The organism is Pontibacillus litoralis JSM 072002, from assembly GCF_000775615.1.
Lineage (GTDB): Bacteria > Bacillota > Bacilli > Bacillales > BH030062 > Pontibacillus > Pontibacillus litoralis.
Genome location: NZ_AVPG01000004.1, coordinates 41572 through 67534 on the forward strand (window position 1 = coordinate 41572; position 25963 = coordinate 67534).

At 38.3% G+C, this 25963-nt stretch carries 29 protein-coding genes; 5 read left to right on the forward strand and 24 right to left on the reverse strand.

What is annotated here, in order from left to right:
* Positions 1 to 53 precede the first annotated feature (53 nt).
* Positions 54 to 194, forward strand: a complete 141-nt coding sequence (locus tag N784_RS16550) for a hypothetical protein (RefSeq protein ID WP_156965171.1) — start codon at positions 54 to 56, stop codon at positions 192 to 194.
* Positions 195 to 244: 50 nt separating this feature from the next.
* Here N784_RS16550 and N784_RS04565 read toward each other — a convergent pair whose 3' ends face one another.
* Both N784_RS04565 and N784_RS04570 read right to left on the reverse strand, forming a co-directional pair.
* Positions 245 to 604, reverse strand: a complete 360-nt coding sequence (locus tag N784_RS04565) for a DUF1798 family protein (RefSeq protein WP_036832869.1) — start codon at positions 602 to 604, stop codon at positions 245 to 247.
* 56 nt (positions 605 to 660) lie between these two features.
* Complete coding sequence (locus N784_RS04570; RefSeq protein WP_036832870.1) at positions 661 to 972, reverse strand: hypothetical protein; 312 nt, start codon at positions 970 to 972, stop codon at positions 661 to 663.
* A gap of 180 nt (positions 973 to 1152) precedes the next feature.
* On the opposite strand from N784_RS04570, the gene N784_RS17055 reads away from it, so the two are divergent.
* The gene (locus tag N784_RS17055) at positions 1153 to 1278 is read left to right on the forward strand and encodes a hypothetical protein (protein WP_269745322.1); all 126 of its coding nucleotides are present in this window, start codon (positions 1153 to 1155) and stop codon (positions 1276 to 1278) included.
* Between the two features lie 62 nt (positions 1279 to 1340).
* Here N784_RS17055 and N784_RS04575 read toward each other — a convergent pair whose 3' ends face one another.
* Entirely contained in the window at positions 1341 to 2300 is a 960-nt protein-coding gene (locus N784_RS04575) for a DUF2515 family protein (RefSeq protein ID WP_036832872.1), read from the reverse strand.
* A 119-nt stretch (positions 2301 to 2419) separates the two neighbouring features.
* Between N784_RS04575 and recU the strand changes: the two genes are divergently transcribed.
* Both recU and N784_RS04585 read left to right on the forward strand, forming a co-directional pair.
* Positions 2420 to 3010 carry a Holliday junction resolvase RecU gene (gene recU / locus N784_RS04580; RefSeq protein WP_036832873.1) on the forward strand — a complete coding sequence of 197 codons (591 nt, stop codon included), beginning with the start codon at positions 2420 to 2422 and terminating at the stop codon, positions 3008 to 3010.
* Between the two features lie 19 nt (positions 3011 to 3029).
* Positions 3030 to 5714, forward strand: a complete 2685-nt coding sequence (locus N784_RS04585; protein ID WP_036832875.1) for a penicillin-binding protein 1A — start codon at positions 3030 to 3032, stop codon at positions 5712 to 5714.
* Positions 5715 to 5780: 66 nt separating this feature from the next.
* Here the strand turns inward: N784_RS04585 and N784_RS04590 are convergent, their stop codons facing one another.
* The 17 genes from N784_RS04590 to dapB form a co-directional block, all read right to left on the reverse strand.
* A complete protein-coding gene (locus N784_RS04590) occupies positions 5781 to 6122 on the reverse strand; it encodes a YpoC family protein (RefSeq protein ID WP_036832877.1) in 342 nt (113 codons plus the stop codon).
* Complete coding sequence (nth, locus tag N784_RS04595; protein ID WP_036832879.1) at positions 6112 to 6786, reverse strand: endonuclease III; 675 nt, start codon at positions 6784 to 6786, stop codon at positions 6112 to 6114. The genes N784_RS04590 and nth overlap by 11 nt, the downstream gene beginning before the upstream one ends.
* A gap of 18 nt (positions 6787 to 6804) precedes the next feature.
* Positions 6805 to 7506 carry a DnaD domain-containing protein gene (locus tag N784_RS04600; protein WP_036832881.1) on the reverse strand — a complete coding sequence of 234 codons (702 nt, stop codon included), beginning with the start codon at positions 7504 to 7506 and terminating at the stop codon, positions 6805 to 6807.
* Positions 7507 to 7647: 141 nt separating this feature from the next.
* Positions 7648 to 8940 (reverse strand): asparagine--tRNA ligase, encoded by a 1293-nt coding sequence (asnS, locus tag N784_RS04605; protein WP_036833013.1) that lies wholly within the window; start codon positions 8938 to 8940, stop codon positions 7648 to 7650.
* A gap of 26 nt (positions 8941 to 8966) precedes the next feature.
* The gene (locus tag N784_RS04610) at positions 8967 to 10151 is read right to left on the reverse strand and encodes a pyridoxal phosphate-dependent aminotransferase (RefSeq protein ID WP_036832882.1); all 1185 of its coding nucleotides are present in this window, start codon (positions 10149 to 10151) and stop codon (positions 8967 to 8969) included.
* 130 nt (positions 10152 to 10281) lie between these two features.
* A complete protein-coding gene (locus N784_RS04615; RefSeq protein ID WP_036832883.1) occupies positions 10282 to 10806 on the reverse strand; it encodes a cell wall elongation regulator TseB-like domain-containing protein in 525 nt (174 codons plus the stop codon).
* Positions 10769 to 10939, reverse strand: a complete 171-nt coding sequence (locus N784_RS16200) for a YpmA family protein (RefSeq protein WP_084600132.1) — start codon at positions 10937 to 10939, stop codon at positions 10769 to 10771. The genes N784_RS04615 and N784_RS16200 overlap by 38 nt, the downstream gene beginning before the upstream one ends.
* A 251-nt stretch (positions 10940 to 11190) precedes the next feature.
* Positions 11191 to 12015: a ComEC/Rec2 family competence protein gene (locus N784_RS04620; protein WP_036832884.1), complete on the reverse strand. Its 825-nt coding sequence runs from the start codon at positions 12013 to 12015 to the stop codon at positions 11191 to 11193.
* Between the two features lie 42 nt (positions 12016 to 12057).
* Complete coding sequence (gene dinG, locus N784_RS04625; protein WP_036832885.1) at positions 12058 to 14874, reverse strand: ATP-dependent DNA helicase DinG; 2817 nt, start codon at positions 14872 to 14874, stop codon at positions 12058 to 12060.
* A gap of 67 nt (positions 14875 to 14941) precedes the next feature.
* Entirely contained in the window at positions 14942 to 15325 is a 384-nt protein-coding gene (gene panD / locus N784_RS04630; protein WP_036832886.1) for an aspartate 1-decarboxylase, read from the reverse strand.
* 15 nt (positions 15326 to 15340) lie between these two features.
* Positions 15341 to 16213, reverse strand: coding sequence for a pantoate--beta-alanine ligase (gene panC / locus N784_RS04635; protein ID WP_036832887.1), 873 nt, complete (start codon positions 16211 to 16213; stop codon positions 15341 to 15343).
* Positions 16200 to 17051 (reverse strand): 3-methyl-2-oxobutanoate hydroxymethyltransferase, encoded by an 852-nt coding sequence (gene panB / locus N784_RS04640; protein ID WP_036832889.1) that lies wholly within the window; start codon positions 17049 to 17051, stop codon positions 16200 to 16202. The genes panC and panB overlap by 14 nt, the downstream gene beginning before the upstream one ends.
* On the reverse strand, positions 17051 to 18040 hold the full coding sequence (locus N784_RS04645) for a biotin--[acetyl-CoA-carboxylase] ligase (protein ID WP_036832891.1): 990 nt from the start codon (positions 18038 to 18040) through the stop codon (positions 17051 to 17053). Before N784_RS04645 ends, panB begins: the two co-directional genes overlap by 1 nt.
* Entirely contained in the window at positions 18013 to 19215 is a 1203-nt protein-coding gene (locus N784_RS04650) for a CCA tRNA nucleotidyltransferase (RefSeq protein WP_036832893.1), read from the reverse strand. Before N784_RS04650 ends, N784_RS04645 begins: the two co-directional genes overlap by 28 nt.
* A gap of 5 nt (positions 19216 to 19220) precedes the next feature.
* Complete coding sequence (gene bshA, locus N784_RS04655; RefSeq protein WP_036832895.1) at positions 19221 to 20357, reverse strand: N-acetyl-alpha-D-glucosaminyl L-malate synthase BshA; 1137 nt, start codon at positions 20355 to 20357, stop codon at positions 19221 to 19223.
* Positions 20354 to 20776 carry a methylglyoxal synthase gene (locus tag N784_RS04660; protein ID WP_036832897.1) on the reverse strand — a complete coding sequence of 141 codons (423 nt, stop codon included), beginning with the start codon at positions 20774 to 20776 and terminating at the stop codon, positions 20354 to 20356. The genes bshA and N784_RS04660 overlap by 4 nt, the downstream gene beginning before the upstream one ends.
* A 14-nt stretch (positions 20777 to 20790) precedes the next feature.
* On the reverse strand, positions 20791 to 21591 hold the full coding sequence (gene dapB / locus N784_RS04665) for a 4-hydroxy-tetrahydrodipicolinate reductase (protein WP_036832898.1): 801 nt from the start codon (positions 21589 to 21591) through the stop codon (positions 20791 to 20793).
* Positions 21592 to 21942: 351 nt separating this feature from the next.
* Here dapB and N784_RS04670 point away from each other — a divergent pair, with 351 nt between their 5' ends.
* Positions 21943 to 22809, forward strand: coding sequence for a YitT family protein (locus N784_RS04670; protein ID WP_156965173.1), 867 nt, complete (start codon positions 21943 to 21945; stop codon positions 22807 to 22809).
* Positions 22810 to 22896: 87 nt separating this feature from the next.
* On the opposite strand, the gene N784_RS04675 is transcribed toward N784_RS04670, so the two are convergent.
* The 4 genes from N784_RS04675 to N784_RS04690 all read right to left on the reverse strand — a co-directional run bounded on the left by N784_RS04675 (position 22897) and on the right by N784_RS04690 (position 25948).
* Entirely contained in the window at positions 22897 to 23586 is a 690-nt protein-coding gene (locus tag N784_RS04675; protein ID WP_036832899.1) for a zinc metallopeptidase, read from the reverse strand.
* A 72-nt stretch (positions 23587 to 23658) separates the two neighbouring features.
* A complete protein-coding gene (locus N784_RS04680; protein WP_036832900.1) occupies positions 23659 to 24444 on the reverse strand; it encodes a sporulation protein YpjB in 786 nt (261 codons plus the stop codon).
* Between the two features lie 70 nt (positions 24445 to 24514).
* Positions 24515 to 25102 (reverse strand): lipoprotein heptaprenylglyceryl N-acetyltransferase LhaT, encoded by a 588-nt coding sequence (gene lhaT / locus N784_RS04685; RefSeq protein WP_036832901.1) that lies wholly within the window; start codon positions 25100 to 25102, stop codon positions 24515 to 24517.
* Positions 25103 to 25171: 69 nt separating this feature from the next.
* On the reverse strand, positions 25172 to 25948 hold the full coding sequence (locus N784_RS04690; RefSeq protein WP_036832902.1) for a menaquinol-cytochrome c reductase cytochrome b/c subunit: 777 nt from the start codon (positions 25946 to 25948) through the stop codon (positions 25172 to 25174).
* Positions 25949 to 25963: the final 15 nt, after the last annotated feature.

Below are 25963 nucleotides of genomic sequence, written 5' to 3' on the forward strand. Positions count from 1 at the left end.
CATGAATAAGTGAAGTTATTCGCATACTATGCATGAGAAAGGGGGGATATGAAATGGCTCGTGGGAAAGCATTTCAAAGTAAAAGAAAAAATCATGAGAACGAAAAGCCGTTAGAAGCAAAACGATTTGCGGAAGTTGGGGAAGATAAGGCGGATTCTATGCACACTAAACGTGGTGGCGCTATCAAGGAATGATGGAAAGGTGAAGATCATTCCTTGATAATGGTCTTCACCTACTGTAATTGCTACTGTAAATCGTCTAACTGTTGATTAAGGACGTAATGAATCGAATGATATAATTCCATATACCGTTTTTTAGGAACGTCGATATAATAACTGTGCATGAGGACAAGTTCAAAATTGTCTTTCGTGTTTTGCAATTGTATTGGGAACACGTTAGTATGAGCATTCATTTTGGAATACTGAATGGATTCATCATACCATTGTTGAATTAAAGTAAATAAAGGATCTGTTTCCCGTTTTACTTTTTCAAATAATGCTCGATCTTTTTTATCTGAAGGTTTATCTAAAAGAAGGTATTGTGCTTTTAATTTATCTAACCGTTGCTTTACATCGTAAATCAATTTTTGTAACGTATGATCCACGTGACCTCTCCCCTTTCTTCCCTACTTTAACACGGAGAGACTTTCAAACATACTATTTATCTAAAAAAATGCCACCATTTCGTTTTCTTCCGTTTATTACTTCGTCGTTTTTGCTGCATCTCTTTCCGTTGACTTTGCTGCGTCTCTAGCTGCGTTATGTCTTGTTCTAGTTGGGAGATATGGGTCTGCAATCTTCTTATTTCCTTGCGATGGGTTCTTATTAAAGATAGTACAGCCCCGTCTGCCTTTTTCGAAAGGGTATTCTCAATCAATTGTACATGATTCATAACATCGACCCATGACTTCTCAAATTCATACTTGGAAATTCCTTCTTCATACGCCTTTACTTTTTTAATAGCTACCGCCATGTATGATTCCTCCTTCAATGGGATGTTACTCGTTATACTTCTCTTCTCCCTCTTGAATCCCTTTACAGACGACAAAACTAGAAGAAAAGCTACAAAGAAATTACGCTTTACAAATATAAATAGTTGAATCGTATGAAATGCGTCATCTGAAACAAACTAACACGGAAGGAGGGATAGCTATTGGGAACGAAAAACCGAACTACACAAGCTAAAAAACCGTTAAATGGCGAGCCAAAACAACGAAATCAACATTTTAAAGGGGACGGAAATCCGAAGCTTGAAGGTGAAAACAGACCAGCAACGTAATAACAAATACCAAGCCTTACAGCTCGAGTAGAAACGAGCATGTAAGGCTTTTTTTCGTTTGTCTATTTCCTTTTATATGCTTCTACGACGTTGTGCAACGCATATAATACATGACGCTTTGCATAAAACATATGAGATACGTCTTGTGCAATTGGCGGTTCTTCTGTTTTCCACCACTTTCTTTTGACAGACCGCCCATTACGGTACCAGTCATCTCGAATGCTATACTTGTGCTTTATTATTGGATATATCTGTCGTAATATTGGTGTTTTCGCTTGTGGTTCATAGAAATATTGCTCATACTCATAACGCACACCAATCGGTTCCGTATGCAATACAAAATCCAAAAAATACGGATAGTACTGTTGGTGAAACAACAACGATGCAAGCTGTTTTCCTATTGTTATGCGATTTGTTAAATGTGAAAAATGATGAACATAGTTCCCATACAAAGCACCTGTTCTTGTAGGAAACAAAACAGCACTTAAATGCAGCATATCTTGTAATAAATAATGAACGCTATGGAATACGTTACGTTTATAGTAAGGCATACGTGTTACTGGTTGCTCGATAACATTTTGTTCATTAATAATCAGCGCCGTCATTAAACGCTGCTCCTTTCGTTCATACCAAAACGTTGTCCATTCATTTTGCATAAAACGAGACACAGAAAAATGCTTTAGAAGATGGAATAACGGCACATTTATCGATTTACTTAGTTCATAAACGAGCAATTGTGGATAGGCATCAAGAAAGATTAACCAATTTGCTCGTTCATAAGTAGAAAACAGAGCGTCTTGTTGCTCTGAAGGTATAAATGGAGTCAATGGGGATAATTTCAGATCTGTCATATTCCAACCGGCATTTCGTGATACAATACTAGCCAATAATGCCCATTTGATTTCTGGATGGCGCAAATAATACGTTTGATATGCCTTCGTTCGGGATATATTATCAACGTTACACGCATTGATTGTCGCTTGTATATAATCTGTAATGAAATGTTTTGGGTATGCATTCATAGGAAACCTCCTCTATACTATCATGCACGAAATGATGACAATTACATGTTAAATAAATGATTTCCTTATCATTTTGTGCCATTATTTGATATGATACAAACATGATAGGAGGACAAAATATGAATTATCCAAATGGACAGAAGCGTAAACCTTCTCCTATACAAAGAAAAAGCAACAAACAGACGGATTTTTCTAATCGAGGGATGACGCTTGAAGAAGATATTAATCAATCGAATAAAGCATACTTACAATCTGGTAGAGCTGTTATTCACAAAAAGCCAACACCTGTTCAGATTGTACATGTTGATTTCCCAAAGCGAAGTGCTGCTGTTATTAAAGAAGCATACTTCAAACAAGCTTCTACTACGGATTACAACGGCATTTATAAAGGAAAATATATCGATTTTGAAGCGAAAGAAACGAGAAATAAAACTTCATTTCCGTTATCGAACGTTCATGAACACCAAATCAAGCATATGCAACAAGTTATCGAGCATGGGGGAATATGTTTCGTTATTATACGTTTTACTCACCATGGGGAAACTTATTTATATCCAGCAAAGAAACTTTTACCTTGGTGGGAACGTCAAACAAATGGCGGAAGAAAATCGATACCTTATCACATTATTCAACAAGAAGGACATTTCATCCCATTAGCCTTTCATATTCGGGTAGATTATTTATCTATTATTGATGAAATGAACCTATAGAAACGGAGGAAGATGAGAAATGGCCGATAATAGCCAATCTCGTACTGCACGACGAAAACAAAAAGAACAAGCAAAGAAAACCAATAAAACAAAAAAGAAAACCATTTTCAAACGTATATTCATGGCAATTTTAATTATAGGCATTGTTTGCGCGGTCGCAATTGGGGTCTTATTTGCATACTACATTTCTAAGGCACCTACGTTAGACGAAGCGAAATTATCAGATCCGTTACCCTTAGAGATTTACGACATCAATGACGAACTATTTGCCGAATTAGGAGCCGAGAAGCGAACGAAAATCACGTATGATGAAATACCACAAGTATTAGAAGATGCCGTTATCGCAACGGAAGATGCACGTTTTCGAAAACATATGGGAATCGACTTCCAACGTATTATGGCTGCCGTATATGCAAACGTCACAGAAGGATTTGGTTCTCAAGGGGCTAGTACCATTACACAACAAGTAGTGAAAAATGCATTTCTAAGCCCAGAGAAGTCGCTTGAACGTAAAGTCCAAGAACAATGGCTTGCTTTACGTTTGGAACAAAAATTTTCTAAAGATGAAATACTGACGATGTACTTAAATAAAATTTATTATGGCAACGGAGCTTACGGCGCTGCCAAAGCTGCGGAAGTCTATTTTAACAAAGAACTTAAAGAATTAACGTTACCAGAAGCCGCACTATTAGCGGGACTACCGCAACGTCCTTCTGCATATGACCCGTTTGAAAATCCAGATTTAGCTGAAGAACGACGAAATACCGTTTTAGATTTAATGGTACAGCATGAGAAAATTACTCAACAAAAAGCAGAAGAAGCGAAGCAAGTTAGCGTCCCATCGATGATGGAAGAAGGAGATCAAAATTCAGACATACCATATGACTTCTTAGACCTAGTCACGAAGGAAGTAGAACAGAAATTAGATGGTGCGAATCTGTATGAAGATGGGTTAAGGGTTTATACTACTTTAGACCCTAACGCGCAGCAAAAAACAGAAGAATTGTTATCAGAGGATAGCCCTATTACGTTCCCAAATGATCAATTCCAAGCTGGCATAACAGTGATGGATACTCAAACTGGTGCCATTCGTGCTATTGGTGGCGGTCGCAATAAAGAAAAAATTAGCGGTTCCTATAACTATGCGATTCAAGCAACTGAGCCACCAGGTTCTACGTTTAAACCGATTATAGACTACGGACCAGCTATAGAATATAACAATTGGTCCACATATCATCAAATCAATGATGAGGCATATAGTTATGAAGATGCACCTGAGATAACCATCTCGAACGCTGGACGCGGCTATAGAGGCTGGGTATCGATGCGAGAAGCACTCGTTGACTCTTTAAATGTTCCTGCAGTTAAAACGATGAATGAAATTGGCAGAGAGCAATCCAAATCATTTGCAGAAGGATTAGGAATTAAGTTTGATGACGATAAAGTCGTAGAATCAGATGCTATTGGTGGAGGGACAGAGGTTTCCACGTTAGATCTTGCAGGTGCGTTTGCGGCCTTTGGTAACGAAGGGGTATACAACGAGCCTTACACCGTACGACGCGTTGAATTTCAAGGTGGACGTACTCCAGTGGAATTTGAACCACAATCACATGTAGCAATGAAAGACTCCACTGCTTATATGGTGACAGATATGTTAAAAGATGTTGTCCAATCTGGAACTGGTACGAAAGCGAACGTTCCAGGTGTTCCCGTAGCAGGCAAAACCGGTACTACAAACCGTGAAGACGGAACAACACCGGACTCTTGGTTCGCTGGTTATTCTACCAATTACACCATTTCCATATGGACAGGATATCCAAAGCATGAAGGAGATTTAAGTAGTACCGATGATGATATAGCGATGTATCTATTCAGAGACATCATGACCCATATTTCACAAGGAATAGATACGAGAGACTTTGAAAAGCCAGATTCTGTCGTTGAAGTTGCAATTGAAAAAGGTACAAATCCAGCTAAATTACCAAGTCCTTATACGCCATCTGACATGATTACAACAGAATTATTCGTTAAAGGGGCTGAACCATCGAACACGTCCAACTCCTATGAAAAATTAGACCCTGTTAAAAATGTTAACGGAAGATTTGACCCAGAAACAGAGTCGCTACAATTATCATGGGACTATAACCAGGACGAAAATAATCCTGTTGTCTTTACTGTTACGGGCGGAGTTAAAGGAGAAAGCAAACAAACCGTTCTATCCGAGTCATCCGATACATCAGTACAAATTAGCGATGCGAAGCGAGATAGCACGTATGTGTACGATATTGTAGCTATCCGAAAAGGAGATTCTTCGTTAAAAAGTGATCCAATAAGTGTTCAGGTAAAAATACCCGCAGAAGAAGAGAAAAAGGAAGAAGAAACAGACGAAGAAGGAAATAATGAAGAAAACCAAGAATTAAATGAAGAAGAAACAGATGGAGAAGAACCTGAGCAAGAAACAGATGAGGGAACGGAAGAAAACAACCAGAATGATGATTCCACTGAAAATGGAAACACAGAAACAGAAGAAGGAAATAACAACAACGACAATGGCAATAGTCAAAACCAAGGTGATAACAAGGAAGACACCGATGAAGATGAAACAGAAGAGAACAATGATAACAATAACGAGAATACGGAAACAGAAGACAACGTAGAAACAGAAGAGAATACGGAACAGTCAAGCGAACAAGAAGCCGCTTAGCAATATTAAAAAGGATCAACCCCTCCCAGAGTTGATCCTTTTTTGTTATATCTCCTTAGTTATGTCCTAGCCTCTTTTTTTTATAATAGAAACTTTCGCATGTAGCTTCGCACTTTCTCTGAATAACTCCTTTAATTGAATAAATGAATGATAATGACTAGGAGCATGAGTAATGAATGCTAATCGCTCCTCTACGTTAAACGGTTTATATGCGAAATGTGGAAGCATTTGTTGAAAGTTCGCCTCCGTTTCATATTCGAAATCATTGATCAAACAAATCGCTTGCTTACATTTTTTCGTATAGTGTTCCATTAGAGGAAGTGCTTTGTAATTTTCACGTTGCTTAAACAAGTGAGCTAACGTTTCTTCTTCCTTCATCCATTGATCAATGAGCGATTTAACTTCCATGTTTTAACCCTTCTCTTTCTTTTTTCCTCATCCGCTTTTGCCCTTCTCTACATAAATGCAATAAAGGACACTGTACACAATTAGGAACGCGAGCTTTACAATGATATCGTCCAAAGAAAATCATTCGGTGGTGGGTTTGGCTCCATTGCTCTTTTGGTACTTTACGCATTAACGTCTGTTCCACTTCTAATACTGTATCTTTCCAACGGCATATACCTAGACGTTTCGAGACACGCTCGACATGCGTATCTACCGCAATAGCAGGTTCTCCAAATGCTACTGCACTGACGACGTTCGCAGTTTTACGACCAACTCCGGCTAATTTTTCTAATTCTTGTTTACTTGCCGGTACTTCGCCATTATAATCATCGATTAGCATTTGGCTCAACTTTCGGATGTTCTTCGCTTTATTCTTATACAACCCAATTGATTTTATATCTTGCTGTAATTCTTCTAACGATACATGGATATAGTCCTCTGGTGCTTGATATTTCTCAAAGAGTGCCGGGGTTACTTTATTAACTAATGCATCTGTACATTGTGCTGAGAGTACGACTGCAATAAGTAATTCAAATGGGTTGCTATGAGTCAACTCACAATCAGCATCTGGATACATATTTTCTAATGTCGTTAACACTTCATTTATTTGCGTTTTATTTAACATCCGCACATCCCTTTCTTTTTAAGCATCATCATCAAGCCAATTATAGTAAATTGATGACGGGTTAGGAATCGATGGTTGGCTCTCCTTGTTATTCGTTGCTTGTTGATTACGAAACGATTGACTCGCTTCTCTAGCATCTTGCACGGAACGTATGCCTTTCTTTTTCCATTCTCGTAAAATGCGATCAATGTATTTAAAGTTTAATTTCCCCATTAATACAGATTCGCGTAAAGCTGCCTTAATAAGTGCCGGTTGTTGCTCATCTTCATCAAGCCATAAGTTAATCGTTTCAATTTCAAACGGAGACAATGGTCGCCCAAACTCTTGCTCAAACAAGAGAAAAAGATTGGGCTGCTCTTCAACTTTGCTATGCTCTTTATCAACGACGTACCTATCTTCCTCAGATTGAATTAGCTGCTCCCATAATCCATCTAAAACATACGCTTCATTAATCACATTATGATTGCTTGTTTGTTGTTCTATCGATAAATACCCTTTCTGAATGAGCTTTCGTAACACTTGTGAGCATTGCTGTTCTGTTATCGTTGCATACTGCAGCAATTCTTTAGGGGTTGGAAAATCATTACCTTCTGATTGAAAGCGATGAATGTGCAACACGATCATCACATCTATTTCCGTTAAGCCTAATTGTTTATATCGCATTAATAAATGTTCCGGAAACGTCATTTGATTCTTCATTAATAAACTAATTTTACTCATGAAGCCACCTGCCTTTTTTAAAAAACAATCGCATCCCCTAGTATAGCATCTATGCCAATTGCTAAGGGTATCTATAACTACTCTAGTCTATATAATCTTCTATCATAAAAAAACCCCCAAAATATGGGGGGGAGATTCGAATTAAGGATATAAACGATTCAAAAGGCGTGGGAATGGAATGGTTTCTCTTACGTGTTCAATTCCGCAAATCCATGCAACAGTACGCTCTAAACCTAGTCCGAATCCAGAGTGTGGCACACTACCGTATTTACGTAATTCTAAATACCACTGGTAAGCATCTCCTGTTAAATCATGCTCTTCATAACGTTGCTCCATTAATTGTAAGTCGTCGATACGTTGGGAGCCACCGATAATTTCTCCATACCCTTCTGGAGCAATTAAATCAGCACATAACGCAACGTCAGGACGCTCCGGATCTGGTTTCATATAAAAAGCTTTAATTTCTAACGGATAATGCGTAATAAATACTGGTTTATTAAAGCTTTCTGCAATAGCTGTTTCATGAGGAGCTCCAAAGTCTTCCCCCCACTCAATATCGTCAAACCCTTTCTCTTTTAAAATTTGAATCGCATCATCATACGTGATACGTGGGAAAGGTGCTTGAATCGCTTCTAATTTCGATACATCTCGACCAAGTGTTTGTAGTTCAATTTTGCAATTTTGTAAAACAGATTGGACAACGTGTGATACGTATTGTTCTTGAACTTGTAAGCTATCATCATGATCCATAAATGCCATTTCTGGTTCAATCATCCAAAATTCAATTAAATGACGGCGCGTTTTCGACTTTTCTGCACGGAATGTAGGGCCAAATGAGAATACTTTCCCAAAAGCCATCGCTGCCGCTTCCATATATAACTGTCCACTTTGAGATAAGTACGCATCTTCTTCAAAATATTTCGTATGAAACAATTCTGTCGTTCCTTCGGCAGAAGATCCAGTTAAAATTGGCGGATCAACCTTTGTGTATCCATTCGAATTGAAGAACTCATACGTAGCTCGAATAATCTCATTACGTACTTTCATAATGGCATGCTGCTTCTTAGATCTCAGCCATAAATGACGGTGATCTAATAAAAATTCTGGTCCGTGTTCTTTCGGTGTAATCGGATAGTCAACTGATTCATGAATGACTTCTAACGAGCTTACTTGCATTTCATATCCTAATGGAGAACGAGTATCCTCTACAATCGTACCTGTTACATATAAAGACGATTCTTGCGTCATATTCTTTGCTAATGCAAATACGTCTTCTGATACATTCGACTTCACTACGACCCCCTGCATAAAGCCTGTACCATCTCGCAATTGTAAAAAGGCGATTTTTCCACTAGATCGTTTATTAGCTAACCATGCTCCAATTGTAACTTCTTCTCCTACGTGCTTGTGTACTTGTTCTATTGTCGTTTTCAACATATTTTCCTCCAACCTTAACCTTACTATGATTGATGCTTCTCAACAAAACGTTTTATACGTTTGGCTGCTTCTTCTAATTGCTCTAATGATGTTGCATATGAAAGACGAACGTTGTCTTCAGCTCCAAATCCTGAACCTGGAACTAATGCTACTTTTTCTTCTTCAAGTAATGCTTTTACCCATTCATCTACTGTATGAAAGCCACAAGCTACTACTGCTTCCTTTACGTTCGGAAACAAATAAAAGGCTCCTTGCGGTTTCATACAATAAACACCTGGAATTTGTGTGATCCAATCATATAGCTTCTCTAGGCGATAACTAAATGCTTGCCTCATTTCTTCTACTTTCTCTTGAGAAGACTGATACGCAGCAAGTGCGCCATATTGAGATAACGTCGTTGGATTAGAAGTAGAATGCGATGCTAAGTTCGTCATTGCTTTAATGAGTTTGGCATCACCAAGAGCATATCCTATTCTCCATCCTGTCATAGAATGGGATTTGGATACTCCATTAATGACAACAGTTTGTTTCTTTAACGCTTCTGATAGAGATGCTATCGAAACGAATGTCCCATCTCCATAAATCAATTTCTCATAAATTTCATCAGAAACAATCAGGATATCATGACGTAAGCAAATTGCACCGATAGCTTCTAACTCCTCTTTCGTATATAATGCGCCTGTTGGATTAGAAGGTGAATTCAGAATAATGGCTTTCGTATTCGGTGTAATACCTGCTTCTAATTGTTCAGGTATTAATTTGAAATCGTTTGATTCCTTTGCTTTTATAAATACAGGCAACCCGCCAGCTAATTTAACTTGTTCTGGATAGCTCACCCAATAAGGCGCAGGGATAATAACTTCATCGCCTTCATTTAATAACGCTTGAAACAACGTATACAATGCATGCTTTGCTCCTGATGTCACAATTACTTGGTTCGTTTCATATGTAAGGGCGTTGTCACGTTCATATTTCTCTACAATGGCTTGTTTTAAAGCGGGTACTCCACCTGAAGGCGTATATTTCGTAAACCCTTTTTCCATTGCTTTCTGTGCTGCATCAATTATATGTTGTGGCGTATTAAAGTCTGGCTCTCCCGCACCAAGTCCAATCACATCATGACCTGCGGCTTTTAGCTCATTTGCCTTCGCCGTTATCGCAAGAGTCGATGAGGGGGTTAGTGTTTGTACCCTTTTTGCTAAATCCATAAATATAACCTCCTATAAAGTATAATAAAACTTCATCACCCATTTATTCCTATAAAGCATTTGTACATGGAATAAAACAACTAGTCACACTTCGTAACGCTTCCCACGAAGTTTCCATCCAGCCATTCCATTATTGATTGAAATAAAGGGTATCATAGAGATTTCCATCTTTCATTTGATATGTTTTGATGACGTAGCGATTGTCCTCATCTGTATACGTTATTTCCCACAAAGGGCCTTGCTTCTCATAAGCAGGTTGAATCGTTTCTAACCTGCAAGAGGTACAATCTTGCTTCCAAGCATTAAGCATTTGTTCTTCTGAAATGACATCTAGAGAGGATACGAAAATAGGCTTAGTCTTTTTATCCTTTATCGGGATAAATACAAAGGCTTTTTCCTCATTTTCGGCTATGCCTGTTACTATATCATATCGAGAAGAGCCATGATAGCGTAAAACGTCATCAGCTCGAGTTAATTGTGTTTGATTTATAGCAATTTCCTTGGATTCAGTAAACGTCGCTGTTTTATCTTGCATAATTTGAATATACATATACAAAAAGTAAACAACAACTATGATGGCTATAATGGCTATACCCCAAACAATATATGCGAGATAACTACGTTCGGTAGATGGTGAAAACTGCTGTCTTTTCATCATTCTCATCCAATGCTAGACCAAACATTAGGTCCTGTTGTTTTAGTGTGCGATTTAACGTATCGACAATTTTATATAAATCATGGGAGTTCTCCACTCGAACAGTCGATAATACTTCCACTTTACTTTCCATTATTCCCCTCCTAATAACGAAGCATCCTTTCCATTATCAAATATTACCTAACATATTTAGCTGTTTGTTACACAACATAAACATACATCAAAGAGAAATACCTCTTTATTATAACAGTTCTTATCGTTCAATTTGATGAATAATCATCAAATTTCAAAAAATCTTCCTAACCCATCCTTAACCTGCGCGATATATTTCGTGCAGGTTTTTTTTAGACAAGCTACCATGCATATGTAGCTTGTCTTAGCTATTTACTTAGGAAATAATTCATAGTCCTCCATTGTACAATGAATCGTCATCGTACCAATTTTATCGAGTTGATACACATCTACCCATGACTCTTCTAACCGTTCTAGCAATGTTTCATTTGGTGTTTTTCCTTTTAACGGATAAATCATAGCCATGTGAGGATCGATACGGTTCAACAACTCCATGGAAGGTAAAGATGTCACAGCATAATCAGCTAATTTGACGATGTCCGCTTGAATAGGACTTGCTTCGCGCAATTTGTCTTCTAATGCTTCATCCCCATTCGCTAAAAATAATAAAGACGTTTGACCATATTGCATATAAAGCGACATACTACCATTTGTTGATGATGTAATCACTTTAATGAACAGTTGCGGAGATAATTCATAAATGTGATTCTTTTTCCAATTCTTCAACTGTTCCCTATTCATTTGTTCCATACACCTAGAGGAAATATGTCCCGTATAATATACATTAGACACCTCATATTGCTCCATGACATCCTGTACATTTCCACATTCCTTATCAGAAGAACTAGTAATAATTAAACCATTAAGCTTCTGAACGCCTAACTGATTTAATTGTTGAGTTAACTGCTGTTTGCTCTGTTTCGCACCAGTATTTACGAGTATGCTCTGATTAAATCCCGTTTGTATTAACATTGCTTCCCCGTCTGGCATTTCCAAAAAAGTAAATAATACCTCCTCCTCCCCAATAGATAGAGAAGGCGGAGCAGCAATGGTCTGTTTAATAAATAGTCCATGCATTAAAATAGCCAAGCTAATCGCATATAAGAAATAACGCTTCACAACACACCCTACTTTCATGTAAGCCTTCTTTATTAGAATGTGTTGTTTCACATCAACTTATCATAACCATTGTTCAGCTTTTTGAAGAATGTCGTGCGTAGATGCGTAATGAACAGGCACCTTAGGTATAGATTGGATAAAGTACTTGCCGTATTTAGCCTTCATAAGACGATCGTCACACACAAATACAAGCCCCCGATCCGTACTGGAACGAATTAATCTGCCAAACCCTTGTTTGAAACGTATAACAGCATTGGGTAAGGATAACGCCATAAACGGATTCTTTTCTTGTCCTTTTATTTTTTCAGCCTTTGCTTGATAAACAGGATGGTTAGGAGGCTGAAATGGTAAACGAACAATAACAAGCGACGTTAAATCATCTCCTGGAATATCTACTCCTTCCCAGAAGGAAGAAGTACCAAATAAAATGGCATGATCAAACGCCTGGAAGTTTTTGATCAACCTTGTTCGACTGCCACTCGAGACACCTTGAGCAATAAGCATGAATTCATCTATATCCATAAATTCTTTCATAACATAATACGTTTTCTTTAACATTTCATACGACGTAAATAAAACGAGCATTCTTCCTTTCGTTAAAGTCGCTAAAGAATAAATGGCCTCACATGTTGCATGAATGAAATCTTCTTGATTGTGTCCCTTAATACTTGGAAAATCATTAGGTACAAGCAGTTGAACCTGTTCATTATAGTTAAATGGAGAAGCGATTTTTCGTTGAATCGTTTCTTCTTTCGACAAACCAAGTCGTTCAAGCATAAACGCAAAGGACTCGTTCATCGTAAGCGTTGCACTTGTCAGAACTACGGATTCTTTATGCTCAAAAAATGCTTCTTTTAGCAGTGGTCCTACTTCAATAGGCTCGCTATATAAAAAGACAGCATTTTTTGCTCCTTGTGCTTCGAGTTCAATCCATTTTACTAATGGTTCTCCTTCATCCACTAACAAATAATACATCGCATCTATCGTATCTCGGATTCGATCTACGTACATTTGAATATCTTCTAACCATTTAGAAGTCTCTTCTGAATCTTCTTGGGTATGAATCCCTTGTTTACATTGCTCTAACATCGTGATGGCGTCTTTTAATTGGAAGGTAAGTCGTCCTGCCATCTCTTTTACAGTACTCCATACTCTAGAGGATTCTTTTGCTGGTTCATAACGATATTGGTAACGTCCTACATCATTAAAACTTATATTGGCATCTCTTTGCTTTGATACATACGTAAAAAGATAGCGGAATAAATCATCTGCCTCTTCTTTTATAGATTGAATACATCCATCCCATTTTCGAATACTGACTTTTAAAGCAATGTGAGTATTTGCTGTTAATAAGCTATGCATCCATTCACCAGGATTATTGCCTCCCATGCCATTTAATAAATATTGCAAAGAGACGTAGTCTAATTTGAGGCCGAAATGCTTCGCAGCCACCTTCTCTAAATGATGGGCTTCATCAATGATGACTTTTGGATAAGATTGAACCAATCCATATTGGTGAATAATATCCGTACACAGTAAGGAATGGTTCGTAATGACGATATGCGCCTTTTCTGCTTGCTTTTTTGCTCTTTGATAAAAAGATTTCATAAACCATGGTGATTTTGGATTTGGATATCCCTCAGCCTCTGCTGATATTTTTCTCCAAAATATTGCACCGCTTGACGGGAGCTGTATTTCATCTACATCCCCTGTTGTCGTTTCCGTCAACCATACTAGTATCATACACTTCGTCAATACAATATCATAATTATCCAAATAGGTGGAGAATAATTCATATTCGAATTTTTGCAATGATAAATAATGCTGCTTTCCTTTTAATAAAGCTGAACGAAATGAGCATGGTAACGCTTGTTGAAGCATTGGTATTTCCTTATCAAGTAATTGCGTTTGTAATTGCGTTGTGTACGTACTAATCATAACGCTTGATTTTGTCGTAATCGCTTCATAGATAGACGGTAGTAAATATGCTAATGATTTCCCTGTCCCTGTTTCCGCTTCAACTAAACCATGTTGCTGTGATTGATAGGCATCATAAATTGTCGTCGCCATTTCTCTTTGGCCAGGTCTTTCTTCAAACGTATGTAATGTTTGTTCTAATTGCCCGCCAGGACGAAGCACTTCTTCTAAAAATGGTGCAAATCCTTCAGTTGATAATTCCATTGAATCCTCATTAACTTCTGCATCATCTTCAACTCGTTTTAGTGCCAATCCTCGCACAATTTCCAAATCAGAACGCTCTTCTATTGCAAATGCTTTTTCGTTCAGCCAAGACTGAAAGATATCACCCATGTCACTTTTCAACTTTCCTTGTAAACGCATTAACTGATCAATGGTTTCATAAGGAAGTTGTTTCCCTTTATGCAGTAATTGAATAAATATTTCTCCTGTTACAGTTGCATCAGACAGAGCACGATGTGGATTCGAATGCTTCATATGTAAATAGTCACTTAGTTGGGAAAGCTTATATCCTGGAGCTTGGGGCATGAATATGCGAGCTAACTCTACCGTATCAATGACAGGCATTTGTAACGTAAAGCCTCTCGCATCTTGAACAGCATGATTTAAAAATCCTAAATCAAATTCTGCATGGTGAGCTACAAAATACGCCCCTTCACACATCGAAATGATCGTATCGGCAATTTCAGTAAAAAGAGGAGCACCTTTCACATCATCATCCGTGATACTCGTAAGTTGGGTTATAAAAGCGGGAATTGGTTGTTCTGGATTAACAAAGGACTTAAATTGGTCTACTATTTGTCCTCCTTGAATTAAAACGATACCAACCTCAATAATTTTATCCCCTTTTTTAGGTGCATGGCCTGTCGTCTCTAAATCCACTACGACAAATTTATCCATTGATTCCACCTCTTTTCTTTCATCGTATTTTCTCGAAAGGAAAGCTCCCAAATATACCTATTGGGAGCTACAGTTCTACAAATGGTGGTTCCTCATTTATTAATTCAACCACTTCATTTTTATCATTCATTAAAGCAACTTTCGGCTGAAAATGCTGCAATTCTGATTGTTCCACCATAGCATATGAAACGATTATAATAACATCATCTGGTTGGACTAAGCGAGCAGCCGCTCCATTTAAACAGATAACACCACTATGCCGTTCTCCAGCAATCACATATGTTTCTAAACGGGCACCATTATGATTATTCACAATTTGTACTTTTTCATGTGGCAAAATATCTACCTGTTCTAATATATAGGAATCGATCGTTATACTGCCCACATAATTTAAATTCGCTTCTGTTACTCTTGCTCGATGGATTTTCCCTTTCATCATTGCCCGCATCATGATGTGCTTCTCCCCTTATCGTCCATCTGTCATCGTTATACCATGTTCGTTTATCACAACATTATCAATTAATCTTGCTTGCTGAAATTGAACCGCTACCGCAATAATTATCTTCCTGTCGATAGTATCAATCGTCTCTAGTTGAGGATACGATAATATATCAACATAATCTATTTTACCACGGGTATGCCCTTTAATAAAACGGGTAACTTCTTCTACTATTTGCTTAACATGCTTGTTTCCTGATTGAATCAGTTGTTGTCCATGTTGTAAAGCTTGATAGATAGATGGTGCTTCTGCCCGCTCTTCCTGTGATAAATAAACATTTCGACTACTTTTGGCGAGGCCATCTTCTTCTCTTACGGTTGGTACCGCACATAAGGAAATTGGAAAATGATAGTCCGTTAGCAATGCATCGACAACTGCTACTTGTTGCGCATCTTTCATTCCAAAATACACGCGAGTTGGTGCGACTAAATGAAATAGTTTTGTTAATACCGTCACTACTCCATCAAAATGACCTTCTCTTTTCGCTCCGCACAACACTTGAACGCGGCGCTGTACTTGCATAATAACCGAGTGCTCCTCTTGGTACATCTCTTCCACTTGCGGAAAAAATGCTACATCTACTCCTGCCGCTTTTGCACATTGTATATCTCTTTGTTCATCACGTGGATAACGTTCAAAATCTTCGTTAGGACCAAATTGCAACGGATTTACGAAAATACTAACAACAACTAGGTCATTCTCTTGCTTCGCTTGTTTCATTAATTGTACATGACCTTCATGTAAATACCCCATTGTCGGAACGAAGCCAATCGACTGCTGACTGCTAGTATATTGTTTTCTTAACTGGTGCATTTCTGATAATGATTTAATAATTTTCATCGTTAGTATTCCCTCCATAAAGCTCCGAGATAACCTCTTCCTTCATGGTAAAACTGTGGGATGGAGTTGGAAACTGTTTTGTTTTCACTTCAGCAACAAATTGCTGCAAAGCACTGTGTACCACATCATTCATATTTGTGTAGATCTTCGCAAATTTAGGAACACGCTCTACTCCATATTGGAGAACATCATGATAGACGAGTACCTGACCATCACAATGTTCTCCTGCCCCAATACCTATTACCGGAATGTCAAGTCTAGATGCAATTAATTTAGCTAAAGGAGCCGGGACACATTCAAGTACGAGTGAGATCGCCCCTGATGCTTGAACAGCTAATGCTTCATCTATTAGTTGCTGAGCAGCTTCTTTATCTTTTCCTTGCACCCGATACCCGCCTAATACTTGTACGGACTGAGGGGTTAAACCGAGATGAGCTACAACTGGGATGCCGGCATTTGTTAACTTCCCTATCGTCGTTATAACTTCTTTCGCCCCCTCTACTTTAATAGCTTGTGCTCCTGTTTCTTGAATCATTCGCTTCGCTTGCTTCATCGTCTCTTCGGGTGAAATGTGGTAAGACATAAAAGGCATATCGATTACGACAAACGTTTGCTTCGCCCCTCTTACGACTGCTTTTCCGTGATGAATCATATCATCTACTGTAACAGGGACAGTAGAATCATATCCTAATACGACCATACCTAAAGAATCCCCAACCAAAATCATATCAACACCCGCATTTTCAGCCTGTTTAGCGGATGGATAATCATACGCCGTAATCATCGTTATAGCCTCATGACGTTGCTTCATTTCTTTCAAGCTGGTACTTGTCTTCATTACACGTAGTCCTTTCCCCACTCAATTTCAGCAGAATACAATATATGCCCTTGACCATTCTCGTCCAATACATACAAGGCCCCATCCTCTTCAATCCCCATCAAACGACCATACCATTTATTTTGGTGGGTATGAATAGGAACAATTTCCCCTAACTTATAACCAAATGCTTCCCAGCGTAACTTCACATGAGCAAACCCATTTTCCATATATTCATCATATCTCTTTTCAAACGTTTGTAAGATGTCTTGTACGAGTGCGGAGATATCCCATGTTTGATTTGTTTGCAAGTGTAACGATGTTGCTTTACGTTGCAGCTCTCCTATAAAAGCGGTATTAGGTTGGTTCACATTCATACCAATTCCTAGCACGATATAATTCACTTGATCCTGTTCCGCTTGTAATTCCGTTAAAATCCCAGCTACTTTTTTATCGTGAATAAGAATATCATTCGGCCATTTGATTTGCGGCTTTACTCCACAATGTCGTTTTAAAGTCTCGGCTAGCACAGTAGCTGCGAGTAAAGTTAATTGTGGTGATAAATGTGGCTCCATAGTTGGTCGAAGAATCATGCTCATCCATATGCCTTCCCCTTTGTGAGAATACCATTGTCGATGTAAACGCCCCCGCCCATTCGTTTGTTCATCAGCAATAATAACTGTCCCGTGAGCAGATCCATTTTGCGCCTGATTGTGTGCAAGCATTTGCGTAGATGGTGTAGACGTTTTATGCAGCATATGTTGTCCGAGCCACTTCGTCTTTAGTCCCCATTGAATCGTGTTTTGGCTTACTTTATTAGGGAAAGACAAGATGCGATATCCTTTTCGTGGTACTGCTTCCATAACGTAACCATCTTTCTCTAATTCTTTCATGTGCTTCCACACCGCTGGCCTACTTATATTTAATTGATCCGATAACATTTGGCCTGATACGTATTCTTCATTATGTTTCGCTAAAATGTCTAATAATCTTCCTCTTGTTGATTCCATTGCAAAGCCCTCTCTTTCAAATACTCCTTTTCATTTCGTATACGACAAGTAACAACTTCCTTTTCAATTGTTCGTAATAGTTGCTGCATCCAAGGACCAGGATGTCGATTCGGAAACAAGGCTCGCACGTCATTACCATTTAATGCAAGCTGCTTAATAGAATGAATGGGCAATTGTTCATATGTTCGCTTCAAGTTCTTGAACGAAGGAGCATCTCGATTTAATATTTGTAATATTTTACAAAAAGAAGAGAGCAACGACTCTCCTACGCCGTAAAGGACATAGCAATCTTCCTCGCTACCCCATTGCTGTACAGCTTCAGTTAGTCTAAGGGATTGTCGTTTAACATCGTTCGATAACTTCCAATCTTTAACCATTTGTGTAACTGAAAGAGATGTAGCAAGTTGATGAAATATCGTAATAGCTTCAGCCATGTCTTCCAAAGGTATCCATTCTAGTTGGGCACACTTTTGAATTAAGGAAGGCTCTTTTTCAAAAGACGGTAAATATTGATCAACTCCAGATTGTATGAAAAGCTGCCATGCTCGATTAGCAAATCGACCTTGTATGAGCTTCTCCATCTCAACAGTCTTACGTTCAATTGAAATGCGCTCTAATAAATAAGCGTTGTGCCGAATTGTATCGTATGTAGTTGCCGCTAATGAAAATCCGAGTTGACTAACAAAACGTAACGCGCGCATCATTCGTAGTGGATCTTCTTGTAAACGTTCTTCTGCAACACCGACAGTTTCGATACGTTTCTCTTTTATGGCCCCCCTACCATTAAACGGATCTACAATCGTTCCATCTAATTTCATTGCTACTGCATTCATTGTAAAGTCTCTCCGCGCTAAATCTTCTTCAATTTTTTGAACATAATGCACACGATCAGGATGACGGTAATCTTCATAACTTTCTTCTACACGAAAAGTGGTTACTTCATATGATTCGCCTTCATACCGAACCATAACTGTACCGTGATCTATGCCGACTGGGATGACCTTTTCAAATAATGCCTGGACTTGGTTAGGTAAAGCAGATGTAGCAATATCTATATCTCCTATCTCTCTATTTAATAAATAATCGCGAACAGAACCACCAACATAGTACGCATCAAAGCCATGTTCTATTAGCTTCACGAGGATTGGCTTTGCCTTTATAAATGATTTATCCATCCATATCATCCTTTATCTTCTAACAAATCAGCATATATGCGCTCATATTGCTTTACAATGTGAGCAGAGTGGAAATTTTGCGCAACGCGAGCTAAGCTGTTACGGGAAAATCGTTCCCACTTCGCTCGATTCATTAATAGCTCCACACCTAAGGATGCAACGGACTCCACATCTCCCACTTCACTAATGTAACCTGTTTCTCCATCTATAATAACTTCTGGTATGCCTCCTGTATTCGTACCAATGCAAGGTACTCCACACGCCATTGCCTCTAGTAACACTAATCCAAAACTCTCTTTCTCGGAAAGAAGTAACTTCAAATCAGCTATAGATAGTAGTTCTGCAACGTTTTCTTGCTTTCCTAAAAAGAGTACACGTTCCCGAATATCTAATTGCGTTACAAGTTGGCAAGCTTGCGAATACTCAGGACCATCACCGACGAGAAGTAGTTTCGCATTCGTAAAAGGAAGCATTTTCGCAAAAGATGTCACTATATCAGAAATACGCTTCACTTTACGAAAATTAGAAATATGGATAACGACTTTCTCCTCATCCTTAATACCGTATTGTGCCTTTAAGCTTGTTTTTTCCTTTGGTTTATATTCTCTCTCATCGACAAAATTATAAATTACTTCAATGTCCTTGTCGGTATGAAGCATTTCTTTCGTTTGCTTCACTAAACTTCTTGATACAGCTGTCACTTTATCCGATTGTTCAATTCCAAATCGAATCATATCTGTAAAGCTTGCATCTTCTGCTAATACAGTAATATCTGTTCCGTGAAGCGTGGTAACGATTTTCACATCATGTTTCACCATTTGTTTGGCTAAAATGGCACAAATTGCGTGAGGCATCGCATAATGTACGTGTAAAATATCAATTTTCTCTCGATTAATAACTTCAGCCATCTTATTAGCGAGCGCTAAATCGTAAGGAGGATATTGGAAGACAGCATAATGACTCATTTCTACTTCATGGTAGTATATATTCGGATAGATACGTTTTAAGCGAAAAGGCACACTAGAAGTAATAAAATGAATTTCATACCCTTTTTCCGCGAGTAACTTAGCTAGTTCTGTCGCAACTACACCTGAACCTCCGACAGTTGGATAACAAGTAATTCCTATCTTTGTAGGTTTCATTTGGCATTCTCCTGTTGCGCATTGTTTTGTACGATTTCTCTCCACTTTAAGTCCCCTCGTTCTAAAGCATGCATCATAATTTCTGCGCTAGCTAAATTAGTTGCTAACGGTATTTGATACACATCACACAATCGCAGTAAAGCACTTATGTCAGGTTCATGAGGCTGAGCGGTTAATGGGTCACGGAAAAAAATGACAATGTCCATTTCATTTTGAGCAATACGGGCACCAATCTGCTGGTCACCACCTAATGGGCCTGATTGGAAGCGATAGACAGGTAAATCAGTTGCTTCAGCAATTCGTTTTCCAGTCGTACCAGTAGCATATAAGCTATGGTTATGTAAAACATATTTATACGCAGTAGCAAACTGCACCATATCCTCTTTCTTTTTGTCATGTGCAATTAACGCAATATTCATCTTGTTCGCTCCCTTTATTCCATAATGTTTTCAAGTCCGTAAACAAGCACATTGAGTTGTTGTACCTTCTCAACGGATAATTTCACTCCGGTCATAAACGATTCGCGATTAATGGAATCATGTTTAATCGTTAACGTTTCACCATTTGAACCGAACATCACTTCTTGGTGAGCTACTAATCCAGGCAAACGCATGCTGTGTATTTTCATCCCATCTATATCAGCACCTCTAGCTCCACTGATTGTTTCCGTTTCATTGGGATGGCCTTGTGTTTTACTTGTGCGAACTTCTTGTATTAATTGCGCTGTTTTGACAGCAGTACCACTTGGAGCATCTAGTTTCTGATCATGATGACGCTCTATAATTTCTACATCAGGAAAGTACTTCGCTGCCCACTTAGAAAATTGCATCATCAATACTGCACCGATTGCAAAATTAGGGGCAATAATGACACCAATTCCTTTTTCATCCGCTATGCTTTCAAGTTCAGCGAGTTGGTCGTTGGTAAAGCCTGTCGTACCCACAACAGGGCGAACGTTATACTGTAACGCTAGTTTCGTATGTTTATAGCCGACTTCTGGAGTAGTTAAGTCAATTAATACATCTGGTGATACGTTTTGAAAACACTGTTCCATATCCTCATATATAGGAGCGTCTATTGCAGGTAGAGATGGGATATCTTTCACTTTCATTCCATCGTATTTCCTATCCACGCACGCTACTAAATCGAAACGCTCTTCCTTTTCAATCATTCGTAACGCTTCACTTCCCATTTTTCCTCTCGGTCCTGCAACAACGATTTTAGTTTTCGTCATATTAATCCTCCTTTTGTACTGTCCATTTATTATAAGTTCTCGTTTGGAATATACTCATTCAGCTTTTCCACAAAATAAGGGTACTCATGTTGCTCACCCCTTTACCATGCGAGCTAAGTTAGCGATAAAAGGATGCATTACTACTGTAATAAGGGATTCCTTTTGTTGTTTCATTGTTTTTCTCTTTGTTACGTGGTAAGCGTCGTGGTTTACAATGATACAATCTCTTATCATGTTAGCGAATAGCCGTCCATTTGACAAATTTTTTTGTTCTTTATTATGTATTGCTGTTTTTGAAATATTTTGTCTATAATAAGGGATGGGAATGCGTTCATCAAAGGAGGTAATTTATTGAATAAAGTTAAAGTAAACAATATCCTATTTATTTTACTAGGTGCTGCTATATTTAGTTTTGGAATTGTTCATTTCAATATTCAGAACAACTTAGCAGAAGGTGGTTTTACTGGAATCATTTTAATATTGGATCAATTTGGGCTAAATATTTCGATTATGAATTTAGCGTTAAACATTCCTGTATTTCTAGTCGGATGGAAACTACTTGGACGATCAACACTCATTTACTCCATCATCGGAACCCTTGCTGTTTCATTCTTTTTAGGGGTATTCCAAGTATATATGATAGAAATTGATTTAAAAAATGATATGACTTTGGCCGCTTTATTTGCCGGTGTATTTATCGGCGTTGGGTTAGGTATTATCTTTAGAAGTGGAGGCACTACAGGTGGTGTCGATATTCTCGCTCGACTGGTACATAAATATTGGGGCATTAGCATGGGACGTACTATGTTTCTATTTGATGCTCTTGTAATTACAGCAGCTGTCATCATGTATCTAGATCACATAGAAGGAATGTACACATTAGTGGCGGTTTTCATAGGAGCTCGCGTAATCGATTTTATTCAAGAAGGCGCTTATGCTGCTAAAGGAGCCATTATTATTTCCAATCAAAGTACAACCATTTCTACGAAGATTATGAATGAAATGGACCGTGGCGTTACGATTTTACATGGAAGAGGGAGTTATACGGGAGAAAATCGGGATGTCCTTTACTGTGTAGTCGCACGCAATGAAATAATCCGGATGAAGAATATTATTGAATCCATTGATCCACACGCATTTGTAAGCGTTTCAACGGTTCATGATGTTGTTGGGGAAGGATTTACATTAGATGAACAAAAAAATCCAATTGAGAAATAAAGAACAAGTTCGTATTTGAATGGAACATAAAACGAAGTTAACCAAATAAAGAAGAGCTTCCCAAGTGTGGTAGCTCTTCTTTCGTTATTAATCGTCGTTATTCATATTTAAAAATATAAGGACGAAACGTAGTAGTTCTAACAACGCAACAAGTGCTGCTGCTACATACGTAAGTGCCGCCGCATCTAACACTTTCTTTGTTTGTTTTTCCTCGTCATTACGTATAATCCCAGTGGAAATAAGCTGATCCATTGCTCGATTAGAAGCATCAAACTCTACAGGAAGTGTCACAAACTGGAACAAAACAGCAAACGACATGAAAATGATACCAGCTAACACTAACCCTGATGCTTGAAAAAGAAACCCACCTAAAATCAAGAAGATGGACATGTTGGAACCTAAACTAGCCGCTGGTACTAATGAAGAGCGAAATTTTAAAAACGCATATTCTTGTTCATCTTGAATAGCATGTCCTACTTCATGTGCTGCAACAGCTTGAGCAGCAGCAGAAGGCTCATGGTAGTTACTTGAAGATAATCGCACTACTTTACTTCGAGGGTCATAGTGGTCAGATAACACGCCACGTACTTCTTCTACTCGTACATCATATAAACCATTATCATCTAATATTTTTCGTGCAACTTGAGCACCAGACATGCCTGATTGATTGTATACATTAGAATACTTCTTATACGTACCTTTAACTTTCATTTGAGCCCAAATCGGGATAATTAAAATTAACGCTAAATAAATTAAATATCCTGAACTTATAAACATTGTTTTGCATTCCTCCATTAATAGTCGCAAACTTTGCTACAACGTTAATTTTAGTCATAAATCGATGGTACGTCAACTATCACGTTCTTTCGATTTAGTTAATTGTCGTTTTTCTGCTCGATATTTTCTCCATCCTACGTATGTTAACGTAATTGAAATAAAACTACCTATAGTCCAAATCAACCAAATGAACTCTGGACCTTCTGTTAAACTATATTTCGTTACAGGAATTTCTTCTAGATCTCTTGCTATGGAACGCATTAATAGCATTCTATCTTCTGTGGATTGCTCCGATAACACGTCAACTAAAGCTTGCTGATGGAGAGACATTTGTTGTGCTACATCCCAATCTAAGTCGACATACATGGCCGGTAACATCCGTTCATATAGCTCATATACGTGCTTAATTGAGCGATTGGAAATCTTCTCATCTCCCTCTATTAGCTGATTAATTTCTTGTATCGTGTAGGATTTCCAAACTTCCCATAAAGGGTCAACATTCGTCTCCATCGCATCCACGTACAACACAACCGCTAATGAACGATGATAAGCCTCTTGTTTACTACTTTCTTGGTCCATTAACGTCAAACGAGCGTCTTTCATTAACTGATGTAATGAGTATGGACCAACTTCCGTCATCGTGCTATCTATTCCATCTACAACCCTTTCCATTTTCGCCAACGTAGCTTCTGCCGCTTCATTTTTACCTTCTTCTACATATTTTAAAAACGTATAGGCATCTGATTGTAACGATTGGAATGACTCCTTTGCATACACATTACTAACCGTCATAACGATCATAACGAAAACGATGAAAAGCGCCAATTTGCTTTCTACTTGTTTTAATGCACCTATCATAAGTGGTCCCCTCTCCCACAAAGCTTGTATTTATAGTGTATGAAGAGAGGTATGTAATTAGTACAAGGGATTAGTTTGCATGTAACGATTGACGTTTCCCGTGAATCGTTAACCGATAGGCTATGAGTATGGACAGAACACTTAACCAGAACGTAAAATAACCAATTTCATTCATATACACATTTAAAGAACCATAGGATGGCATCATTTCAAAGACGTAATCAATAACGTCATTATGCAACGTCCATATGGCTGCTACTACTAAATGGCGTAATTGAATTTTATAATAGGGTGCATACAATAACCCTTGAACTGCCATAGCTCCATGAGACGCGATAAGCATGTATCCTTGCCAAGATAAAGAGCCATCGACAATAAGCGTTAATATATTCATCATAACTGCCCAAACACCATATTTAAACAAAGTAACGATAGCTAAAGCCTCTATATATGGAACATTTCGATTGAATAAGAAGAATGCTAGAAATATACAAAAGAATAAACTTGCTGTCGGGCTATCAGGAACGAAGAGTAAAAAGTGAGAAGGAGTAGCAGCTAATTGGTATTTGTACCACCAATATCCGTATATGGTACCAACGATATTAACTACCAATAATAAAGATAGAAAACTTTTGTGTCTTAATACGTACGCTATCATTTCATCACCCTTAACATTTCTTGAAAAATAGTAAAAAGAAGCTGGACAATTAATCCAGCTTCCTGCCTCTTACTCGCTTCCTTCTTCTCCACCAGATGGATTTTTAACGAATTCAGCTAGTTGTTGTATTTCTTCTTCAGGTTTACCTTTCATTACTGCCGGCATACTTCCTAGTCCATTAACTGTTATGTCTTTAATTTCATCAACAGACAATTCTGTACCTACTAGTGCAGGTCCTGCTCCTCCACCAAGTTCTGCACCGTGACAAGATGCACAATTTTGCTTGTAGATTTCATAACCAGCAGCAGAAGTATCAATTTCAACTTCTTCAACGATTTGTCCAGATTTAGCGCGCGCTTCCCAGTCAACGTGACTGCCTGCTTCCCAAGTTAAGAATATAGTACACGCTACACCAATTAACATAAACGCATTTGCGATTGGACGTTGATGTGGACGACGACCTGGCCCTTTATCCAAGAATGGTGCTAGTAATAAACCACCAAACGCTAATCCTGGAATAATAAATGCTCCTAACACACTATATGGACCACTTGCAAATTCATACTTCAAGAACTGATACAGAAATAAGAAATACCAGTCTGGAAGTGGAATATAACTTGCATCAGTCGGATCTGCCATTTTTTCAAGTGGAGATGGGGCCACTACTGTTAATGTTAAAAAGCCGATTAGGAAAACAGCACCTACTAACCATTCTTTCAATAGAAAGTTTGGCCAGAACGCTTCCGTTTTACCTGGATACTCGGAATAATCTTTTGGAATATTAGACATCTTCTTAGCCGGGATACGTGAATCACCGACGAACTTCATACCTTTTCCCCTATGCACAGCGTTCCCTCCTTT

What these genes read in the sequence shown, in the direction of transcription:
- N784_RS16550 (WP_156965171.1), top strand. Translation starts at nt 54, where the DNA reads ATGGCTCGTGGGAAAGCATTTCAAAGTAAAAGAAAAAATCATGAGAAC.
- N784_RS04570 (WP_036832870.1), bottom strand. Translation starts at nt 972, where the DNA reads ATGGCGGTAGCTATTAAAAAAGTAAAGGCGTATGAAGAAGGAATTTCC.
- N784_RS04575 (WP_036832872.1), bottom strand. Translation starts at nt 2,300, where the DNA reads ATGAATGCATACCCAAAACATTTCATTACAGATTATATACAAGCGACA.
- recU (WP_036832873.1), top strand. Translation starts at nt 2,420, where the DNA reads ATGAATTATCCAAATGGACAGAAGCGTAAACCTTCTCCTATACAAAGA.
- N784_RS04585 (WP_036832875.1), top strand. Translation starts at nt 3,030, where the DNA reads ATGGCCGATAATAGCCAATCTCGTACTGCACGACGAAAACAAAAAGAA.
- N784_RS04590 (WP_036832877.1), bottom strand. Translation starts at nt 6,122, where the DNA reads ATGGAAGTTAAATCGCTCATTGATCAATGGATGAAGGAAGAAGAAACG.
- nth (WP_036832879.1), bottom strand. Translation starts at nt 6,786, where the DNA reads ATGTTAAATAAAACGCAAATAAATGAAGTGTTAACGACATTAGAAAAT.
- N784_RS04600 (WP_036832881.1), bottom strand. Translation starts at nt 7,506, where the DNA reads ATGAGTAAAATTAGTTTATTAATGAAGAATCAAATGACGTTTCCGGAA.
- N784_RS04610 (WP_036832882.1), bottom strand. Translation starts at nt 10,151, where the DNA reads ATGGATTTAGCAAAAAGGGTACAAACACTAACCCCCTCATCGACTCTT.
- N784_RS04615 (WP_036832883.1), bottom strand. Translation starts at nt 10,806, where the DNA reads ATGAAAAGACAGCAGTTTTCACCATCTACCGAACGTAGTTATCTCGCA.
- N784_RS16200 (WP_084600132.1), bottom strand. Translation starts at nt 10,939, where the DNA reads ATGGAAAGTAAAGTGGAAGTATTATCGACTGTTCGAGTGGAGAACTCC.
- N784_RS04620 (WP_036832884.1), bottom strand. Translation starts at nt 12,015, where the DNA reads ATGAAAGTAGGGTGTGTTGTGAAGCGTTATTTCTTATATGCGATTAGC.
- dinG (WP_036832885.1), bottom strand. Translation starts at nt 14,874, where the DNA reads ATGGATAAATTTGTCGTAGTGGATTTAGAGACGACAGGCCATGCACCT.
- panD (WP_036832886.1), bottom strand. Translation starts at nt 15,325, where the DNA reads ATGATGCGGGCAATGATGAAAGGGAAAATCCATCGAGCAAGAGTAACA.
- panC (WP_036832887.1), bottom strand. Translation starts at nt 16,213, where the DNA reads ATGAAAATTATTAAATCATTATCAGAAATGCACCAGTTAAGAAAACAA.
- panB (WP_036832889.1), bottom strand. Translation starts at nt 17,051, where the DNA reads ATGAAGACAAGTACCAGCTTGAAAGAAATGAAGCAACGTCATGAGGCT.
- N784_RS04645 (WP_036832891.1), bottom strand. Translation starts at nt 18,040, where the DNA reads ATGGAATCAACAAGAGGAAGATTATTAGACATTTTAGCGAAACATAAT.
- N784_RS04650 (WP_036832893.1), bottom strand. Translation starts at nt 19,215, where the DNA reads ATGGATAAATCATTTATAAAGGCAAAGCCAATCCTCGTGAAGCTAATA.
- bshA (WP_036832895.1), bottom strand. Translation starts at nt 20,357, where the DNA reads ATGAAACCTACAAAGATAGGAATTACTTGTTATCCAACTGTCGGAGGT.
- N784_RS04660 (WP_036832897.1), bottom strand. Translation starts at nt 20,776, where the DNA reads ATGAATATTGCGTTAATTGCACATGACAAAAAGAAAGAGGATATGGTG.
- dapB (WP_036832898.1), bottom strand. Translation starts at nt 21,591, where the DNA reads ATGACGAAAACTAAAATCGTTGTTGCAGGACCGAGAGGAAAAATGGGA.
- N784_RS04675 (WP_036832899.1), bottom strand. Translation starts at nt 23,586, where the DNA reads ATGTTTATAAGTTCAGGATATTTAATTTATTTAGCGTTAATTTTAATT.
- N784_RS04680 (WP_036832900.1), bottom strand. Translation starts at nt 24,444, where the DNA reads ATGATAGGTGCATTAAAACAAGTAGAAAGCAAATTGGCGCTTTTCATC.
- lhaT (WP_036832901.1), bottom strand. Translation starts at nt 25,102, where the DNA reads ATGATAGCGTACGTATTAAGACACAAAAGTTTTCTATCTTTATTATTG.